Origin of the sequence: Kineococcus rugosus, from assembly GCF_050871975.1 — a bacterium.
In the GTDB taxonomy this organism is placed as follows: Bacteria; Actinomycetota; Actinomycetes; order Actinomycetales; family Kineococcaceae; genus Kineococcus.
This window is the reverse complement of the sequence record NZ_JBJLSJ010000015.1, coordinates 94,182-112,937: the sequence shown is the minus strand read 5'-3', so window position 1 is coordinate 112,937 and position 18,756 is coordinate 94,182. Positions and strand designations below refer to the sequence as shown.

The window sequence follows — 18,756 nt, the reverse complement described above, 5'->3', positions numbered from 1 at the left end:
GGGGCGGGGGGGCGCCGGGGGCGGCGGGGGCGGCGGGGGCGGCGGGGGCGGCGGGGGTCACGACGCCCAGCGCACCACCCCCCGCCCCGCGGCGGACCCCTCCTCGTCCAGCACGAGCACCTCGGTGCCCGGGGCCCCGTCGCCGGTGGTGGTCCCGTGCCCGGTGATGACGAACCCGCGGTCCACGAACAGCGGCGCCGAGGAGCGGTAGGAGAACCCCGCGACGACGCGGCCGGGGTTCTCGCGGCGGGCCGCGTCGAGGACCAGGACCCGGGCCAGGGGCCCGTGCACGAGCAGGTCGGGCAGTCCCTCCACCTCGCGCGCCCAGTCGCGGTCGTAGTGGACGCGGTGGGTGTTGAAGGTGGTGGCGGAGAACCGGAACAGTTGCCGGGCGTCGAGGACCCCGGGCCGGCGCCACCAGTCCGGGCCCGTCGCGGCGGGGGCGCGGCGGCCCGGCGCGGGCGCCCCGGACCCGTCGAGGAACACGTCGTGCCAGGTGGTCTCGCAGACCACCTCCCCGGCGACGCGCAGGACGCGGACGAGGTCGGCGAACACCAGCGTCCCGCTGCGGCCCTCCTTCGTCACCAGCGACCCCAGCGCGGTCGTCCGCTCCACCTCCTCGCCGTAGCGCAGCGGCCGGTGGAACGTGGTGTCCTCCCCGGCGTACATGCGCCGCGGCAGGTCGACGGGCGGGAGCACGTCGTCGCCCGCGGGGGAACCGTCCGGCCGCAGACCGGCCAGCGGGGTGTCGAAGGGGAAGTACAGCCCCTCCCAGCCGGGCGGCAGTTCCCCGCCCTCGCGGGGCGGGGGGTCCGCGACCGCGAACGTCCCCCGGTAGTCGGCCGCGGGCCGCACCTCCAGCACCTCGGTGCGCACGCTCACAGCACGCCCCGCCCGCGCAGCTGCGCGACGCGTTCGGCGGTGTACCCGAGCAGCCCGGTGAGGACCCGGTCGGTGTGCTCGCCGAGGCCGTTGGCGGGCCGGTCCGGGCGCGCGGGGGTGCGGCTCATCTTCACCGGCTGCCCGAAGGTGCGCAGGGTCCCGAACCGGCCGTAGTCGGTCTCGACGACCATCTCGCGCTCGGCGGTGCCGGGGTCCTCGACGACCTCCCCGATGTCGCGGACCGCGGTCAGCGGGATGAGGTCCCCGGCGAGCTCCTCCAGCTCGGCGCGCGTCCGGCCGGCGAACCAGCCCACCACGAGGGGTTTGACGCGGCGTTCGTAGACCTCCTGGTCGAACCGCTTGCGCATGGTGTCGATCTCGGGGTCGGTGACGGCCTCGGGGCTGCCGAACAACTCGCAGCTGGCGTTCCACAACCTGTCCGTGTAGCCGCCGAAGAACACCTGGCCGTCCGCGCAGGGGAACAGCTCGTAGGGGCGGACCCAGGCGTGCGCGTTCCCCGCGGGCCGGGCCACCCGCCCCGTGACGGTGTACTCCACGACGGCGGTCTCGGTGAGGGCGATGACGCTGTCGACCTGCGCCACGTCGACGAGCTGCCCCTCCCCGGTGCGCTCGGCGTGCCGCAGCGCGGCGAGGGTCCCGACGAGGGCGAACAACGTCGCCGACAGGTCCCCGATGGTGACGCCGACCCGCACGGGTTCGGCGCCGGGGTACCCGTTCATCGACCACAGGCCCCCGGCGGCCTGCGCGGTGTTGTCGAAGGCCGGGCGGCGCGAGCGCGAACCGGTCTGCCCGTACCCGGAGATCGCGGTGTAGACCAGCCGCGGGTTGATGGCGGCCAGGGTCGCGTACCCGAGCCCGAGCTTGTCCATGGTGCCGGGGCGGAAGTTCTCCACCAGCACGTCCGCCCGGGCGACGAGGTCGCGCAGGACCTGCTTGCCCTCCTCGTCCTTCAGGTCCAGCGTCACGCCCAGCTTGCCGCGGTTGTACTGCGCGAAGTACCCGCTGAGCTCGGCGTCGCCGTCGCGCAGGTAGGGCGGGAAACCCCGCGTGACGTCGGGGTCGGCCGGGTTCTCGACCTTGACCACGGTCGCGCCGAGGTCGGCCAGGACGGCCGAGGCGTAGGGGCCGGCCAGGACGCGGGAGAGGTCCAGCACGACGACCCCCTGCAGGGCCCCGGGCGGGAGGAGACCGGTGAGGGCGGACAGGTCCGGAGAGGTCATGGGGTCAGCCTCCTGCTCGTCGTGGGGAGTCCTGCGTCGGGGTCGCGGGGGCGAGGTGGGGCGCGAGGGCGTTCCCGACGCGGGTGGGCAACCGGCGGCCGAGGTGCGCGGCCAGCCACGCCGAGGCGCGCACGAGCCCGTCGAGGTCCAGGCCGGTCCCGATCCCCAGGCCGTGCAGCATCCACACCAGGTCCTCGGTGGCGAGGTTCCCCGTCGCGCCGGGGGCGTAGGGGCAGCGGCCCAGACCGCCCAGGGAGCTGTCGAACTCGGTGACGCCGGCCAGCAGGGCCGCGTGGACGTTCGCCAGGCCCTGCCCGTAGGTGTCGTGCAGGTGCAGGGCGATCCGGCCGGGGTCCACGCCGGTCGCGCGCAGGTCCCCGACCCGGGCCACGACGTGCGCGGGGGTGGCGACGCCGGTGGTGTCCCCCAGCGCCACGACGCGGCACCCGGCGTCCAGCAGCGCCCCGGCGAGCGCGGTGACGCGGGGCCCCGCGACGGGCCCCTCCCACGGGTCGCCGAAGGCCATCGACACGTAACCCCGCACCGTCACCCCCTCCCGCCGGGCGCGGTGGACGACGTCGACCGCGCGCTCCAGCGCCCCGGTGACCGTGGAGTTCAGGTTCGCCGCCGCGAAGCTCGCGGTCGCCGACACCACGACGGCGACGTCGGGGACCCCCGCGGCCAGCGCCGCCTCCAGCCCGCGGACGTTCGGCACGAGCACCGTGCGGCGGGTCCCGGGAGTCTCCCCCAGCGCGGCGAGCACCTCGGCGGCGTCGGCCAGCTGCGGCACCCAGCGCGGCGGCACGAAGCTCGTCACCTCCAGCGAGGAGTTCCCGGCCGCGACGAGGCGGCGGCACAGCTCGACCTTCACGCCGGTGGGCACGAGGTCGGGTTCGGCCTGCAACCCGTCGCGCGGCCCCACCTCGTGGATCCGCACGGCGGCCGGCAACCGCTCGTCGCGCACGACCTGCGGGACGGGCCGCCACAGCGCGCCGCTCACGCGGTCCCCCGCAGTTCGCCGCGCAGTTCCGCCAGGACCTCGCCGGCGCGCTCGACGGAGATCGCGCGCTCGGCGACGATGCGGGCGGCCACGGCCCCCACCTCCGCCGGCGTCGCCCCGGCCGAGGCCGCCACGGTGCGGGCGTGCAGCGTCATGTGCCCGCGCTGGATCCCCTCGGCGGCCAGCGCCCGCAGGGCGGCGAGGTTCTGCGCCAGCCCCACCGAGGCGACGACCGCGGCGAGTTCCCCGGACGTCCTCACCCCGAGGAGCCCCACGGCCGCCCGGGCCACGGGGTGCGCGCGGGTGGCCCCGCCGACGAGGCCGACGGCGAGCGGCACCTCCAGGGTTCCCACGAGGTTCCCGTCGGTGTCCACCTCGAACCGCGAGAGCGCCGTGTACCGGCCGTCGCGGGCGGCGTGCGAGTGGCAGCCGGCCTCCACGGCGCGGGTGTCGTTCCCGGTGGCGAGGACGACGGCGGTGATGCCGTTCATGATGCCCTTGTTGTGGGTGGCCGCCCGGTAGGGGTCGGCGGCGGCGAACGCGGCGGCCTGCACGATGTCGGCGACGACCTGCGGTCCGCCGAGCATCCCGGCGTCGAACACGGCGCGGGCCCGGGTCAGCCGCTGGTCGGCCTTGTTCGACAGGATCCGCAGCAGGGGCCGGGCACCGGCGATCTCCCCCACCCGCGGGGCGAGGGCCTCGGCCATCGTGTTCACCGCGTTCGCGCCCATGGCGTCGCGCACGTCGACCAGCAGGTGGACGACGACCTGCACCCCGGCGTCGGTCGGCAGGCAGCGCACCTGCACGTCGCGGGCACCGCCGCCGAACCGGACGAGCACCGGGTCGCAGGCGTCGGCGGCGGCGAGCAGTTCCTCCCTGGCCTCCAGCACGCGGGCCCGGGCGGCCTCGGGGTCGACCGCCCCGACGAGCTGGATCTGCGCGATCATCACCGGCCCCGTCGTGGAGGTCCGGAAACCGCCGGCCCCGCGAGCCATCCGCGCCGCGTTCGAGGCGGCGGCGACGACGCTGGGTTCCTCGGTGGCCATCGGGACGAGCCGCTCGACGCCGTCGACGACGACGTTCGTCGCGACCCCCACGGGGACGCCCAGCACCCCGACGACGTTCTCGACCATGTGGTCGGCCGCCTCGACCGGCAGCCCCGCCGCGGGGTCGAGGACGTCCAGGGCGCCGTCGGCGAGACCGGCGGCCCGGGCGACGGCCACCCGGCGCTCCCCCGGTGAGAGGTCCCGCAGTCCGGGGATGCGACTGGTCATCGTCTGGGCTCCTGTTCGCGAGTGGTTCCACGCCACGGTAGGGACCTGCCCGCCCCGGCCGCTGTGGACGATCGCCCCACCGGTGCCGCGCGGCCGTGTGCCGTGGACCCACAGGCGCGCGGACGCAGGTCTGCTGTCCTGGTCACCCCCGGCCGCACCGGCGGACCCGACCCGTCCAGGAGGTCCCGTGACCCGCTCCACCGAGAACGCCGACGTCGTGGTCGTCGGCCTGGGCGCCCTCGGCAGCGCCGCCGCCCACCACCTGGCGCGGCGCGGCGCCCGCGTCGTGGCGCTGGAGCAGTTCGAGCTGGGCCACGTGCGCGGGGCCTCGCACGACACCTCCCGCATCGTCCGGACCTCCTACGGCGCGGGCGAGTACGTCCGGCTGGCGAAGTCGGCGTACGCGGACTGGGCCGACCTGGAGCGCGAGACCGGCGAGCGCCTGCTCACCCGCACCGGTGGCCTCGTGCTCATCCCCGACGCCGGGCCGTACTCGATCGACGACTTCTCGACCAGCCTCGGGCGGTTCGACGTGCCCTTCGAGCTGCTCGACGCCGACCAGGTCCGGCACCGGTTCCCGCAGTTCCGGGTCGGGGACGACGTCCGCGCGGTGTGGACGGCCGACACCGGCATCGCGCACGCGGCCCGGACGGTGGCGACGTTGCAGCTGCACGCGCGGGTGCACGGGGCGGTGCTGCGCGACCGGACCCCGGTGCGGGCGCTGGAGCCCGACGGCGGCGGCGTCGTGGTGCGCACCGACGACGGGACGCTGCGCGCCCGCAAGGTCGTGCTGGCCGCCGACGCCTGGGCGAACCGGCTGCTCGAACCGCTGGGGGCGGCGATCCCGCTGGTCTGCATGCAGGAACAGGTGACGTACTTCGCCCCCGCCGACCCGGCCGCGTTCGACCGCGCGCGGTTCCCGGTGTGGATCTGGGAGGACGAGCAGTGCTTCTACGGGTTCCCGACGTACGGCGAGCCGACGGTGAAGGCGGCGCGGGACGTCTCGGGGAACCTCACGACCCCGGAGGAGCGCACCTTCGTGCACTCCCCGGAACTGCTCGAGGAGCTCCGCGGGTTCGTGGGCCGGGTGGTCCCCGGCGCCGGCCCGGACGTGCGGACCGTGACGTGCCAGTACGCGCTCACGCCCGACCGGAGGTTCGTGCTGGGCCCGCTGACCCGGCACCCGGACGTCCTCGTCGCCCTCGGCGCCGGTCACGCGTTCAAGTTCGCCCCCGCCGTCGGCCGGGTCCTGGCCGAGCTCGCCCTCGACGGCGGGACGGCCGAGGACGTCTCCGCGTTCGGCGTGCCGGCCCCCGCCCCGGTCGGCTGAGGGGTCAGGTGGGGCGGGCGGTGAGGCGTTCGCGCAGCTCGTCGAGGCGGACGGCGATCGTCAGCCGGAACAGCCGCTCGTCCTCCCGCCACCCGGGCCCCAGGACGACGTCGAGCCGCGCCAGCCGCTGCAGGATCGTGTTGGTGTGGAAGTTCAGCTCGCGGGCCGTGCGGGTGGGGCTGGCCCCGCAGCGGACGAAGGCCCGCAGCGTGGCGAGCAGGTCGGTGCCCCGCTCGACGTCGTGGGCGCGGACGGCGCCGAGCGTGGAGGCCAGGAACGCCTGCAGCGCACCAGGTCCGGTGTCTAGGACGGAGGCGTAGGGCAGGTACTCCTCCGTCGTGGTGGCCAGGTCCTGCACCCCCAGCGCCGTGAGCAGGCGCGCGGTGCGCCGCCCCTCCTCGAACGCGGCGGCGAGGTCGGGGCCCGGCGGTGGCAGCACCGCCAGGACGGGGCCGCCCACCGCCGCGCGGACGCGGTCGTGCAGCGTGCGCACCAGGGCCGGGTCGGCTGCCGCGGCCGGCAGCAGCGCGACGACCACGCCGAGGTGCTCGCCGGCCAGGACGGGACCCTCGACGGTGCGGGCGACCGCGCGCGCCGCCACGGCCCGCGACCCCCCGGGCACGGCCAGGACGACGACGGCGCCGAGGTCGTCGACGGGGATCCCCGCCCGGCGGGCGCGGCGTTCCACCTCGGGCCGTCGCCCGGGTCCGGCGGCCAGCAGCTCGGCGACGAGCTCGTCGGCGACGCGGCGCTCGGCGTCGGCGACGGCCTGCTGCTGCAGGGCGAGCAGCGCGCAGACCTGGGTGGCGCGCTCCACGGTGCGCAGGTCGACGTCGCTGAGCTCGAGGTCGCCGGGCCCCAGGAGCACGGCGCCGAAGTCGCGGGCCCCGGCGGCGCCGGCGACGAGGGCGGACACGGCCTGGACCGCGGGGTCGCCCTCGACGCGCAGGCACCGGCCGGAGCGGCGGCTGTCGGCGAGGGCGGCCCGGGCGGCCGGCCCGGGCTCCGCCCCCGGTGTCCCGGCGACCACCGACCCGTGCTCGTCGACGATCCACACCCCGCAGCGCAGCTCGGCCGCCAGGGTCGCCGCGACGGGTTCGAGGCCGCCGCCGGCGAGGACGGTCTGCACGAGGTCGCGGTGCACGGCGCTGGAGCGTTCCCGCTCGGCCAGGTACCCGCGCAGGCTCGCCAGCGCCCCGCGGGCCTCGTCCTCGGACGCGGCGAGGTCGTGCAGGGTCCGGGCGGTCTGGAGGACGACCGCGGCGTGGCTGGCCAGGGCGCTGAGCAGGGCGACCTGCTCGGGGCCGAAGGCGTGCTCGGTGCGGGTGGCGACGAACAGCACCCCGAGCACGTCGGGGCCGGAGACGAGCGGGACGCCGAGGATGGAGACGACCCCCTCGGCCCGCACGGCGGTGTCGACCGCCGGGTCGTGGGTCCCCTCGGCGTACTCCTCGTAGCGCAAGACGCTCTGCGGGGCGCGGGTGCGCACCACGACGCTGGCCAGTCCCGCGCCGGCCGGGACGCGCAGCTCGCGGAACTGCGGGCTGACGACCCCGGCGGTGGTGCGGACCTGCAGCTGCCCGGTGCGGGGGTCGAACTCGGACAGGTAGGTGAGGTCGGCGCCCATCATGGTGTGGGCGCGCTCGACGAGGCGGACGAGCAGGGCGTCGGCGTCGCGGACCTCGGCGAGTTCGCGGGCGCTGGAGAACAGGGCGGTCAGCTCCAGCTCGCGGCGGCGCAGCCGGGCGTGCTCGCGGCGCACGTGGTGGACGCTGCGGGCCAGGTCCAGCGCCCGCGCGGGGTCGACGCCGAGTTCCTCCAGACGGCCCTGGACGGGTAGCCCGGTGACCTCGGCGCCGTCCAGGACGAGGGCGACGACGTCGGTCAGCAACTGCTCGACGCGGGTCGCGGTGCCGCGGTCCGGGTCCTGCTCGCGGACGCTCACCGCGGCCCTCCGCCCCTGCGCCGGAACGATCGTTCGATGGGTGGGGAACCTACCAGGACGGCCGCCGGGTGTGACGAGCGCCCATGGGCCCGGGGGCGGGCAGCCGGGTTCACTGGGAGCACCGCGCACGACGAGGACGTCGAAGGAGTCACCGATGGAGTTCCAGGACGGACCGGGAGAACGGTCGACCGGCGATCCGGCCGGTCTGGCCGGGGTCGACCCGGGGTCGCGCGAGCAGCGGCGGCGGGCCGTCGTCGGCAGTTCGGTGGGCACCGTCATCGAGTGGTACGACTTCACGCTGTACGGCCTCGCGGCGGCGCTGGTGTTCGCGCCGTCGTTCTTCGGGGACAGCGGCCTGGCCGGCACGCTGGGCGCCTTCGCCACGTTCGCGGTGGGTTTCGGGGCGCGCCCGATCGGCGGCCTGCTGTTCGCCCACGCCGGTGACCGGCTGGGGCGCAAGGGGACCCTGCTGGTGACGTTGCTGACGATGGGGTTGTCCAGCACGCTCATCGGGCTGCTGCCCACGGCCGACAGCATCGGCCTGTGGGCGCCGGTCCTGCTGATCGTGCTGCGCGTGGCGCAGGGCGCGGGGGCCGGGGCGGAGTTCGCCGGGGCCATGACGATGGCCAGCGAGTCCGCGCACGGCCGCAACCGCGCCTTCACGGCCGGGTTCCCCGGCGCGGCGGTCTACGTCGGGATGGCGCTGGCGACCACGACGTTCGCGGTGCTGACGGCGGTCCTGAGCGAGGAGGCGTTCCTGTCGTGGGGGTGGCGGGTGCCGTTCGTGGCGAGCGCGCTCATCGTGGTGTGGGCGCTGCACTTCCGGTTGCGGGTGCAGGAGACGCCCGCGTTCCGGGCCGCCGAGGGCGCCGGGGTCGTGCGGCGCGCACCCGTGGTGGAGGCCGTGCGGTCGCACTGGCGGGTCCTGCTGCCGGGGATGGCGCTGTTCGTCTTCGCCCTGCCCTGGGTGTACGTGGTGCAGACGTTCTCGGTGTCGTACACGACGAGGACGCTGGCGGTGGAACCCTCCCACGCGCTGATCGGCCTCATCGTCGCCGAGGTGCTGACGATCCCCGCGACGCTGGTGGCCGGGCGGATCGCCGACCGGGTGGGGCGCCGACCCGTCCTGACGGCCGCGGCCCTGTTCGGCGTCGTCTTCGCCTTCCCCATGTTCGCCCTGTACCGCACCGAGAACTCCGTCCTGGTGGCGGTCGGCCTGGTCCTGGGCCTGGCCGTCGTCCAGGGCGGCACGATCGGGGTGTCGGCCGCGATGCTGGCCGAGCTGTTCCCGACGTCGCTGCGCTGGAGCGGGATCGCGATCTCCCGGGAGATCCCGGCGGCGCTGGTCGGCGGGACCGCCCCGCTGGTCGCGACGTGGTTCGTGTCGGTGTCCGGGGGGTCGCCGTGGCTGGTGGCGGGGTACCTGGTGGTGCTCAGCCTCGTCGGGGTCGTGGGGGTCCGCGCGTTGCCGGAGACGCTGGAGCGCGACGTCCGGGTCGTGGAGCGGGAGTCGGGCGGGGTCCGGTCGTGACGAGGCGCACCTGTGGCGGGAGCACCGTCGGGCGCGATTGTCTGGGCGCCCACCACATTGGCCGCGGCGACCCGCCCTCGTAGCGTGCAGCGCATGACGACCCACCTGAGAGGGGCCCGGCTGCCGGGCCTGACCGGTCTGCACGACGTGACCCTGGCGGGCGGGTCCGTCACCGCCGTGGTCCCGCACGCGCCGGGCCGGGCCGGGCCGGGCGAGGAGGTGCAGCTCGACGGGCGGTTCCTGTTCCCCGGCCTGTGGGACCACCACGTGCACTTCACCCAGTGGGTCGTCACGCGGTCGCGGCTGGACCTGTCCGGGGCGCGCAGCGCGGCCGACGCCGTCGCGCTGGTCACCCGGGCCGTGGCCGACCGCCCGGGCCCGGACCCGCTGTCCGGCTACGGGTTCCGCGACGGGCTGTGGCCCGACGAGCCGTCGCTGGCCGCCCTGGACGCCGTGAGCGGCGACCGGTCCGTCGTCCTCGTCTCCGGGGACCTGCACTGCGGCTGGCTGAACTCGGCCGCGATGCGGTCGGTGGGCGTCCCGCTGCGCGCGTCGGGGCTGCTGCGGGAGAACGAGTGGATCGCCGCGCTGGACCGGCTGGACCGGCGCGCCTCCCCACCCGTGGAGGGGTACCGGGCGGCGGCGGCCGACGCCGCGGCGCGGGGCGTCGTCGGGGTCGTGGAGTTCGAGAACGCCGACAACCTCGCCGAGTGGCCCGGCCGCGTCGCCGCGGGCGTCGACCAGCTGCGGGTCGAGGCGTCGGTGTGGCCGCACCGGCTGGAGCGGGCGATCGCCGACGGGTACCGGACCGGTGCGGCCGTGGACCCCGGCCGCGACCCGCTCGGCCTGGTCGCGGTCGGGCGGCTGAAGGTCGTGGTCGACGGCTCGCTGAACACCCGCACCGCGCTGTGCCACGACCCCTACCCGGGGCTGGACCCGTTCGCGCCGGACGCCTGCGGGGTGCAGAGCGTCCCCCCGGAACGGTTGCGGGACCTGCTGAGGACCGCCCGCGACGCGGGGGTCCTGCCCGCGATCCACGCCATCGGGGACCTCGCGAACACCCAGGTCCTCGACGCGTTCGAGGAGCTGGGGATCGCCGGGACGGTCGAGCACGCGCAACTGGTCTCCCGGGCCGACTTCGAGCGGTTCGGGCGGCTGGGGCTGACCGCGAGCGTCCAGCCCGAGCACGCCATGGACGACCGCGACGTCGCCGACCGGCACTGGGCGGGGCGGACCGACCGGGCGTTCGCCTTCGCCTCCCTGCACGCGGCCGGTGCGGTCCTGCGCCTCGGTTCCGACGCGCCGGTGTCGCCGCTGGACCCCTGGCCGGCGGTCGCGGCGGCCGTCGACCGGTCCCGCGACGGCCGCGCGGCCTGGCACCCCGAGCAGCGCCTGCCGCGCGAGGTGGCGCTGGCCGCCTCCACCCGCGGCCGGCTGCGGGTGGGGGTGGGTGACGTCGCCGACCTCGTGGTGCTCGACGCCGACCCGCTCACCGTGGAGGACGCCGCGCTGCGGGACCTGCCCGTCGCCGCGACCCTCGTCGGCGGCCGGTTCACCCACGACGGGCTGCGCGCGTGAGGCGGAACCCCGACTACGCGCTGGAGGACCCCGCCGCCGTCCGCGACCTCGTCGCCCGGTACCCGTGGGCCACGATGTTCTCGCACCCGCCGACCGGGCCGGTCGCCTCGCACTACCCGTTCCTGCTGGAGGACGGCACGGACGAGCTCGTGCTGCTCAGCCACGTCGGCCGGCCCGACGAGGCGCTGCACCAGCTCGGCACGCGGGAACTGCTGGTCGTCTTCACCGGCCCCAGCGGGTACGTCTCCCCGGGCTGGTACGGGGTGGAACCGGCGGTGCCGACGTGGAACTTCGCGGCGGTGCACTGCCACGGGGTCCCCGAGATCCTGTCGGACGCGGAGAACCTCGCCGTGCTCGAACGCCTCGTGGACCGCTTCGAGGACCCGCTGCCGAACCCGTTCCGCCTGCACCGCAGCCTGGGGAACGCCGCCTACGCCGAACGCATCGTCGGCGGGACGGTGGGTTTCCGGCTGCGCGTCACCCGCGTGGAGGGCAAGGAGAAGATGAGCCAGGACAAACCCGCCGAGGTCGTCGGGCGCATCGTCGCCGCGCTGCGCGCACCCGGCCCGTACCGCAACGACGCGCTCGCCGACCGGATGACCGACGTGCACGCCGGGAGGGCCCCGTGGACGCGGCCGGCGACCTGATCGCCCTGCGGCGCGCGCTGCACGCCGACCCCGAGGTGGGGCTGGACCTGCCCCGCACCCAGGAGGCCGTCCTGGCCGCCCTGGACGGGCTCGACCTGGAGATCGGCACGGGCCGGGCGCTGAGCTCGGTGACGGCGGTCCTGCGCGGGGGCCGTCCGGGGCCGACGGTGCTGCTGCGCGCGGACATGGACGCGCTGCCGGTCGCCGAGGACACCGGGCTGCCGTACGCGGCGACGAACGGCGCCATGCACGCCTGCGGCCACGACCTGCACACCGCGGGGCTGGTGGGGGCCGCGCGCCTCCTGCACGCCGGGCGGGACACCCTGCCGGGCGACGTCGTGCTCGCGTTCCAGCCCGGGGAGGAGGGGTTCGGCGGCGGCCGGGTCATGCTCGAGGAGGGGTTGCTCGACGCCTCCGGCGAGCGCCCCGTCGCGGCGTACGCGATCCACGTCGACAGCCAGTTCCCCGCCGGCCGGTGCACCACCCGGCCGGGTCCGGTCATGGCCGGCGCCAGCGCGCTGCGCATCACCGTCACGGGGACCGGGGGGCACGCGGCGCGCCCGCACGCGGGCGTCGACGCGGTCCCGGTGGCCGCCGAGGTCGTCCTGGCCCTGCAGACGTTCACGGCCCGCAAGCTGCCCGCCACCGAACCGGCCGTCGTGTCGGTCACCGGCATCGGCACCGACTCCGCGGCCGGCAACGTCCTGCCCCGGACGGTGACGCTGACGCTGAACGTCCGCACGCTCTCGGCGGCCGTCCTGGACCGGATCCGCACCGAGCTGCCCCCGTTCGTCGCCGGCATCGGGGCCGCCCACGGCGCCGCGGTCGAGACCGTCTTCACCCCCTCCTACCCGGTGACGGTCAACGACCCGGCCGAGACGGCCTCGGTGCTGCACCTGTTCGGGCCCCGCGCCGAGGTGCTGCCGGAGCCCTCGATGGCCTCGGAGGACTTCGCGTACGTCCTGGAGCGGGTGCCCGGCACGCTGCTGTTCCTCGGTGCGGCCGTCGGGGAGGGGACGCCGCTGCACTCCCCGCGGGCCGTGTTCGACGACGCGGTGCTGGCCGGCCAGGCCGCGACGCTGGCGCTGCTGGCCCGGGCCCGCCTGGCCCGGGGCTCCTCGATCGAGGCGCCTGACGGCGAAAAGCTGTGGTGAGGGCACAGTGCAGCGCTTTTCTCTGCAGGGTCGGCACATTGTCGCCCCGCTGACCGCTTCCTAGGCTCGCAGCCACGACCCACCGGCCCCGTCGACGCCGACGAGCCCCGGCGGTCCGAGGCAGCAGAGCTCCGAGCTCAGACGAAGGGATCGCAGCATGATGAGGAAGCAGCACCTCCGGACGGTCACGGTCCTCGCTGTGGTCGGGGGCCTCGGCGGCGCGACGCTGACCGCGTGCAGCTCCGGCTCCGAGGGCGGCCAGGAACCGTCCCCCACCAGCTTCGTCTCCGGCGGCACGTTCTCGATGGCGCTCAACGACGACCCCGGCAGCCTGTCCCCGCTCACCGGTGTCTCCCTCGTCCAGCGCGGGCTCGTCCCCTTCGCCTACGAGTCGATGGTCCACACCACCGAGGACGGCGAGTTCGTGCCGTGGATGGCCCAGAGCTGGACCGAGACGCCCACGTCCATCACCTACGTGCTCAAGGACGGCATCACCTGCGCCGACGGCACCGCGTTCACCGCCCAGACCGCGGCGAACAACATCACCTACCAGGCCGACCCCGCGAACGGCACCTTCTGGCACGGCTCGAACATCGCCGCGGGCACGACGGCGACGGCGAACGGCAACGAGCTCACCATCACCAGCCCCACGAGCAACCCGTTCCTGCTCGCCTCGACCGGCACGATCGAGCAGGTCTGCCAGGGCGGGCTGGACGACCCGTCCTCCCTGGACGACGCGACCGACGGCACCGGCCTGTTCCAGCTGAAGACGGCGAACGCCGGCCAGAACTACGTCTACGCCAAGCGCGACGACCACACCTGGGGCTTCGAGGGCATCACCAGCGACACCGAGGGGCTGCCGGACGAGATCGACGCGCGGGTCGTCACCGACGAGGCGACCGCCGCGAACCTGCTGCTGTCCGGCGAGCTCAACGCCGCCGCCGTCGCCGGGTCCGACCGCGACCGCCTCGAGGGCGCCGGCCTGACGTCGAAGGGCGTCACCAACCCCATCGGCGAGATGCTCTTCAACGAGCGCCCCGACCGCCCCACCGCCGACCCGCTGGTGCGCCAGGCCCTCGTCACGGCCCTGGACCGGGACTCCGTCGGCGAACTCGTCACCAACGGCCACTACGAGGAGATGACCTCCCTGGTCATCGCCAACCCCTTCCTGTGCGTCGCGGGAGGGCCGAAGTGGACGCTGCCCGAGACCGACGTCGCCGCGGCCGGCCGGCTGCTCGACGAGGCCGGCTGGACCGCGGGCGGCGACGGCAAGCGCAGCAAGGACGGCGAACCCCTGACCGTCCGGTTCCTCTACGACGCCGGGACCCCCAGCCACGGCGCCGGGGCCGAGGAGGTCCAGGCGCAGTGGAACGAGCTCGGCGTCACCACCGAACTCGTCGCCGAGGACCCGACCGGCTGGTCCACCGACCTGTACCAGACCTACGACTGGGACACCGGGTTCATCCAGCTCGCCCCCGGGACCCCCGTCACGCTGAGCCTGTTCTTCCTCGGGGAGACCGCCGAGAACGGCGGCTACAACTTCATGGCCGTCCAGAACGACGCCTACGAGCAGATCGCGGCGCAGGCGGCCACCGCCCCCGACGCCGACACCGCGTGCGGGCTGTGGCAGGAGGCCGAGAAGGAGCTCGTCGACCGCGTCGACATCTTCCCCCTGGCCCAGACGACGTCGCCGACCTGGTTCTCCGGCGCCACCGCCGACATGCCCGGCTACATCGCCCCCTCCACCATCCGGATGGTGGGCTGACCCGTGACGCTCCCCGTCTCCCCCGACGTCGCGGCGCCGGTCACCCCCAACCGCCTGCCGGGCCGGGGGGACCGGGGCCTGGCGCTGATCTCCTCGCCCCGGCTGGCGTTCGTGCTGCGCCGGCTGGGGCGGGCCGCGGTGTCCCTGGTCATCGTCCTGGTGGCCTCGTTCTTCATGGTGCAGCTCGTGCCGGGCGACCCCGTCCGCGCCGCGCTCGGACCCACCGCACCGGCCGCGACCGTGGCCGCCCTGCGCGCCGACCTCGGGCTGGACCTGCCGGTGTGGCAGCAGTTCACCGACTACGTCGGCGGGCTCCTCCACCTGGACTTCGGCACGTCCACCACCTCCCAGCGCCCCGTCGGGACGACCCTGGCCGAACGGCTCCCCACGACGGTCCTGCTGGCCGTCGTGTCGTTCGTCGTCGCCGTCGCCGGCGCGTTCCCCCTCGGCGTCGCCACGGCCGTCTCGGCCCGCGGCGGCCGCCACCGCGTCCTCGACCTCGGCGTCTCGGGGTTCCTCGGCGTCGTCATCGCCATCCCCAACTTCCTGCTCGCGGTCCTGCTCATCGCGACCTTCAGCATCGGCGCGTCGCTGCTGCCGCCCGCCGGGTGGGGCCGCCCCGAGCAGGCCGTCCTGCCCGTCCTGGCCCTGGCCGTCGGCCCCCTGGCCTACCTGGCCCGCATCGTGCACGTCGAGATGCTGCGCGTGCTCGACGCCCCGTACCTGACGACCGCCCGCAGCAAGCGCCTGCCCCCGCACCTGCTGCACGTGCGGCACGCCCTGCCCAACATCGTCGCCGCCACCCTGACGGCCGGCGGCGTCGTCCTCGTCGGCCTCATCGGCGGGACCGTCCTGGTGGAGACCGTGTTCACGATCCCCGGCATCGGCTCGACCATCGTCTCCTCCATCACCGCCAAGGACTACCCGCTCATCCAGGGGATCGTCCTCGTCTACGCGGTGCTGGTCCTGGGCGCCAACCTCGTCATCGACCTGGCGCTCGCGGTGATCGACCCGCGTTCGGCCGTCGCGGAGGCCTGAACCGTGCGCTCGACCCTCCGCACCCCGCTGGGGCTCGCCCTGGTCGTGGGGCTGTCCCTCGTCCTGGCCGCCGCGGTGCTCGGGCCCGCCCTCTTCGGCGACGCCGCCACCGCCCGCGACATCGCCGGCCGGCAGGCCCCCGCGAGCCCGGCGCACCCCTTCGGCACCGACGACCTGGGCCGGGACCTGTTCGCCCGCACCGTCGTCGCGACCCGGCTGTCGGTCCTGCTGACCCTGGGCGCGACGGTCGTGTCCGTCGTGGGCGGGGTCGTCCTCGGCATCGTCACGGCGGTCCTGCCGCGGCCGGCGCGCCGGGTGCTCAGCGCGCTCATCGACATCCTGCTGTCGTTCCCGTGGCTGCTGCTGGCGCTGTTCTTCTCGGTGATCTGGGGCACGTCGGCGACGGGCGGGATGCTCGCGATCGGTTTCGCGGGGATCCCGGTGTTCGCCCGGCTGGTCTCCACGCTGGCCTCGTCGGTCGCGAACGCCGACTACGTCCACGCGGCGCGACTGCTGGGCGCCTCCCCGTGGCGGACCGCGACCCGGCACGTCCTGCCGAACATCATGCCGCCCATGCTGGTGAACACCGCCGCGCACGCCTCGGTGACGCTGCTGTCGTTCGCGGCGCTGTCGTTCCTCGGCCTGGGCGTGCAGGCCCCCGAGTACGACTGGGGCCGGCTGCTCAACGAGGGCGCGAAACGCATCTACGTGGCCCCGATGGCCGCGATCGGGCCGGGCACCGCCATCGTCTTCACCGGTGTCGTCTTCGCCCTGCTCGGGGAACTGCTCAGCGAGAAGCGGACCCGAGCGGTGCGGGCGGTGCGCGGGCCCGGCCCGCGGCCCGCCGCGGCCACCGGGACGACCCTGGTCGGGGTCCGCGACCTGCGGGTCGCGTTCCGCGGCGACGACGGCGCCCTCGTCGAACGCGTCCACGGGGTGGACCTGAGCGTCGCGCCCGGCGAGACCGTCGGCATCGTCGGCGAATCCGGGTCCGGCAAGTCCGTGACCGCGATGGCGATCGCCGGGCTCCTCGGCCCGGAGGCCCGGATCACGGCCGAGGAACTGTCGTTCGGGGACGTGGACATGCGCCGCCGGCTCGGCGCCGAGCAGCGCCGCACGCTCGGCCTGGAGCAGGCCGTGGTGTTCCAGGACCCGCTGTCGTCGCTGAACCCGGCCCTGACCGTGGGCCGGCAGCTCACCGAGGCCATCGAGGTCCACGCCCGCACCCCCCGGGCCGAGGCGACCCGGCGGGCCCTGGCCGCCCTCGCCCTGGTGCGCATCCCCCGGCCCGCCGAGCGGCTGCGGCAGCTGCCCCACGAGTTCTCCGGCGGGATGCGCCAGCGCGCGATGATCGCGATGGGGCTCATGGGCTCGCCGCGGCTCGTCATCGCCGACGAACCCACCACCGCCCTCGACGTCACCGTCCAGCGCCAGGTGCTGCGCGCGCTGCGGGACGCCCAGCGCGAGACCGGGGCCGCGATCCTGCTGATCTCCCACGACATCGCGCTGATCAGCGGGTTCTGCGACCGCATCGTCGTCATGAAGGACGGCGTCGTGGTGGAGCAGCTGGACGCCGACCGGCTGGCGGACGCCCGGCACCCCTACACCCAGGGGCTCATCGCCTGCGTCCCGGACATGACGACCGACCGGGCCCGGCCGCTGCCGGTCCTGGGCGCCGAGGAGCAGGAGGTCCTCACGTGAGCGGACTGGAGTTCCGCGGGGTCAGCGTCCGGTACGGCCGCGGGCGCACCGCGTTCACCGCCGTCCAGGACGCCTCGCTCCTGGTCCGGCCCGGCACGACGCACGGGCTGGTCGGGGAATCGGGGTCGGGCAAGTCCACGGTGGCGCGCGTCGCCGTCGGGCTGGCGCGGGCCAGCGCGGGGACCGTCCGCCTGGACGGTATGGACATCGGCGACCGTTCCCGCACCGCCCGGCTCGCGCGGCGCCGGGTCCAGATGGTCTTCCAGGACCCGGCGTCCGCGCTGGATCCCCGGATGCCCGTCGGGCAGTCCGTCGCCGAGGGCCTGCTCGCCACCGGCCGGCCCTGGTCCCGGGCGGACCGCGAAGCCCGGGTGCGCGAGCTGCTCGACCTGGTGCACATCGACCCCGCGCGCAGCGGTGACCTGCCCGCGCGGTTCTCCGGCGGTCAGCGGCAGCGGATCACCATCGCCCGCGCGCTGGCCGCCGAACCCGCCGTGCTGGTGGCCGACGAGATCACCTCCGCCCTCGACGTCAGCGTCCAGGGCGTGGTGCTGAACCTGCTGCGCGAGCTGCAGGCGGAACTGTCGCTGACGATGCTGTTCATCTCCCACAACCTGGCCGTCGTCCGGTACGTCAGCGACGAGGTGAGCGTCATGCGCGCCGGTCGCATCGTCGAGCACGGCCCCACCGACGCCGTGCTGGCCGACCCGGCCGACCCCTACACCCGTGAACTGCTGCGGTCCGTGCCCGTCATGGGCGCCGCGCTCGACCTCGAGGACGCGTGACCCCGTGCCGACGATGACCACCCCCGCCGGTGTGCGGATCCACTACGAGACCACCGGCGACCCCGGTGGCCGTCCCCTCGTGCTCGTGCACGGCGGCGGGGCGCAGCTCATCGGCTGGCCCGAGGGGTTCGTCGAGCAGCTCGCCGCGGCGGGTTTCCTCGTCGTGCGGCCCGACAACCGCGACGTGGGCCTGAGCCAGATGACCGCCGGGCCCGACGACCTCACCGCGACGTACGACCTGGACGACATGGCCGACGACGTGGTCGCCCTGCTCGACCACCTCGGCCTGGCGTCCGCGCACCTGACGGGGATGTCGATGGGCGGTTTCATCGTGCAGCTCGTCGCGATCCGCCACCCCGGGCGGGTGGCCAGCCTGGGGCTGATGTCGACCTGCCCCTCCAGCGACCCGGAGTTCCTGGTGCCGCCCACCGGTGACCGCACGCCGCTGACCGAGCTGCCCGAACCGCTCACCCGCGAGGCGTACGTCGAGATGTTCGTCGGCGGGCAGCGCGGGTTCGCCTCCCCCGGCTTCCCGTTCGACGCGCAGGAGTCGGCCGAGCTGGGGGCGCGCTACTACGACCGGGTCTACCGCCCCGACGGGCTGCTGCGGCAGTGGAACGCGATGCTCCGCGGGCCGCTGGAACGCCGCGCCGGGCTCGCACGGGTCACCGCCCCCGCGGTCGTCCTGCACGGCCGCGGCGACCAGTGCGTGCACTGGCGCTCGGCGCTGGTGACGGCCGAACTGCTGCCGCACGCCGAGGTGCACGTGTACGAGGAGATGGGCCACGACGTCCCGCGGGAGCTGTGGCCGGAGTTCGTGCTGGCGCTGGCCCGCACCGCCCGCCGCGCCGAGCGCGCCGCACCGTGACGCTCACCACTCGGGTG

General features: G+C 75.4%; 15 protein-coding genes. 10 read left to right on the top strand and 5 right to left on the bottom strand.

Going from position 1 to position 18,756, the window contains the following annotated elements; all coding sequences use genetic code 11:
• Window positions 1–57 precede the first annotated feature (57 nt).
• Genes ACRYM6_RS10900 through ACRYM6_RS10885 form a run of 4 tightly spaced genes read right to left on the bottom strand, consistent with a single transcriptional unit; the run spans window position 58 to window position 4,433 of the window.
• Window positions 58–882: an FAS1-like dehydratase domain-containing protein gene (locus ACRYM6_RS10900; RefSeq protein ID WP_432542888.1), complete on the bottom strand. Its 825-nt coding sequence runs from the start codon at window positions 880–882 to the stop codon at window positions 58–60.
• Entirely contained in the window at window positions 879–2,123 is a 1,245-nt protein-coding gene (locus tag ACRYM6_RS10895) for a CaiB/BaiF CoA transferase family protein (protein WP_432542887.1), read from the bottom strand. Before ACRYM6_RS10895 ends, ACRYM6_RS10900 begins: the two co-directional genes overlap by 4 nt.
• A 4-nt stretch (window positions 2,124–2,127) precedes the next feature.
• On the bottom strand, window positions 2,128–3,123 hold the full coding sequence (locus ACRYM6_RS10890; RefSeq protein WP_432542886.1) for a hydroxymethylglutaryl-CoA lyase: 996 nt from the start codon (window positions 3,121–3,123) through the stop codon (window positions 2,128–2,130).
• Entirely contained in the window at window positions 3,120–4,433 is a 1,314-nt protein-coding gene (locus ACRYM6_RS10885; RefSeq protein ID WP_432542885.1) for a hydroxymethylglutaryl-CoA reductase, degradative, read from the bottom strand. The genes ACRYM6_RS10890 and ACRYM6_RS10885 overlap by 4 nt, the downstream gene beginning before the upstream one ends.
• A 151-nt stretch (window positions 4,434–4,584) precedes the next feature.
• Between ACRYM6_RS10885 and solA the strand changes: the two genes are divergently transcribed.
• Window positions 4,585–5,727 (top strand): N-methyl-L-tryptophan oxidase, encoded by a 1,143-nt coding sequence (gene solA / locus ACRYM6_RS10880; RefSeq protein ID WP_432542884.1) that lies wholly within the window; start codon window positions 4,585–4,587, stop codon window positions 5,725–5,727.
• Window positions 5,728–5,731: 4 nt separating this feature from the next.
• Here solA and ACRYM6_RS10875 read toward each other — a convergent pair whose 3' ends face one another.
• Complete coding sequence (locus ACRYM6_RS10875) at window positions 5,732–7,672, bottom strand: helix-turn-helix domain-containing protein (RefSeq protein WP_432542883.1); 1,941 nt, start codon at window positions 7,670–7,672, stop codon at window positions 5,732–5,734.
• Between the two features lie 154 nt (window positions 7,673–7,826).
• Between ACRYM6_RS10875 and ACRYM6_RS10870 the strand changes: the two genes are divergently transcribed.
• The 9 genes from ACRYM6_RS10870 to ACRYM6_RS10830 all read left to right on the top strand — a co-directional run bounded on the left by ACRYM6_RS10870 (window position 7,827) and on the right by ACRYM6_RS10830 (window position 18,739).
• Complete coding sequence (locus ACRYM6_RS10870; protein WP_432542882.1) at window positions 7,827–9,203, top strand: MFS transporter; 1,377 nt, start codon at window positions 7,827–7,829, stop codon at window positions 9,201–9,203.
• A 93-nt stretch (window positions 9,204–9,296) separates the two neighbouring features.
• Window positions 9,297–10,781: an amidohydrolase gene (locus ACRYM6_RS10865; protein ID WP_432542881.1), complete on the top strand. Its 1,485-nt coding sequence runs from the start codon at window positions 9,297–9,299 to the stop codon at window positions 10,779–10,781.
• A complete protein-coding gene (locus tag ACRYM6_RS10860; RefSeq protein ID WP_432542880.1) occupies window positions 10,778–11,428 on the top strand; it encodes an FMN-binding negative transcriptional regulator in 651 nt (216 codons plus the stop codon). The genes ACRYM6_RS10865 and ACRYM6_RS10860 overlap by 4 nt, the downstream gene beginning before the upstream one ends.
• Window positions 11,407–12,582, top strand: a complete 1,176-nt coding sequence (locus tag ACRYM6_RS10855; protein WP_432542879.1) for a M20 metallopeptidase family protein — start codon at window positions 11,407–11,409, stop codon at window positions 12,580–12,582. Before ACRYM6_RS10860 ends, ACRYM6_RS10855 begins: the two co-directional genes overlap by 22 nt.
• A gap of 157 nt (window positions 12,583–12,739) precedes the next feature.
• Window positions 12,740–14,347, top strand: a complete 1,608-nt coding sequence (locus ACRYM6_RS10850; protein ID WP_432542878.1) for an ABC transporter substrate-binding protein — start codon at window positions 12,740–12,742, stop codon at window positions 14,345–14,347.
• A 102-nt stretch (window positions 14,348–14,449) separates the two neighbouring features.
• Window positions 14,450–15,385, top strand: a complete 936-nt coding sequence (locus tag ACRYM6_RS10845) for an ABC transporter permease (RefSeq protein ID WP_432542893.1) — start codon at window positions 14,450–14,452, stop codon at window positions 15,383–15,385.
• A gap of 3 nt (window positions 15,386–15,388) precedes the next feature.
• Window positions 15,389–17,086, top strand: coding sequence for a dipeptide/oligopeptide/nickel ABC transporter permease/ATP-binding protein (locus tag ACRYM6_RS10840; RefSeq protein ID WP_432542877.1), 1,698 nt, complete (start codon window positions 15,389–15,391; stop codon window positions 17,084–17,086).
• The gene (locus ACRYM6_RS10835; RefSeq protein WP_432542876.1) at window positions 17,083–17,871 is read left to right on the top strand and encodes an ABC transporter ATP-binding protein; all 789 of its coding nucleotides are present in this window, start codon (window positions 17,083–17,085) and stop codon (window positions 17,869–17,871) included. Before ACRYM6_RS10840 ends, ACRYM6_RS10835 begins: the two co-directional genes overlap by 4 nt.
• 13 nt (window positions 17,872–17,884) lie before the next feature.
• Window positions 17,885–18,739 (top strand): alpha/beta fold hydrolase, encoded by an 855-nt coding sequence (locus tag ACRYM6_RS10830; RefSeq protein WP_432542892.1) that lies wholly within the window; start codon window positions 17,885–17,887, stop codon window positions 18,737–18,739.
• Window positions 18,740–18,756: the final 17 nt, after the last annotated feature.

Coding starts and splice junctions, on each gene's coding strand:
- ACRYM6_RS10850 (WP_432542878.1), top strand. CDS start 12,740: ATGATGAGGAAGCAGCACCTCCGGACGGTCACGGTCCTCGCTGTGGTC.
- ACRYM6_RS10865 (WP_432542881.1), top strand. CDS start 9,297: ATGACGACCCACCTGAGAGGGGCCCGGCTGCCGGGCCTGACCGGTCTG.
- ACRYM6_RS10870 (WP_432542882.1), top strand. CDS start 7,827: ATGGAGTTCCAGGACGGACCGGGAGAACGGTCGACCGGCGATCCGGCC.
- ACRYM6_RS10830 (WP_432542892.1), top strand. CDS start 17,885: ATGACCACCCCCGCCGGTGTGCGGATCCACTACGAGACCACCGGCGAC.
- ACRYM6_RS10895 (WP_432542887.1), bottom strand. CDS start 2,123: ATGACCTCTCCGGACCTGTCCGCCCTCACCGGTCTCCTCCCGCCCGGG.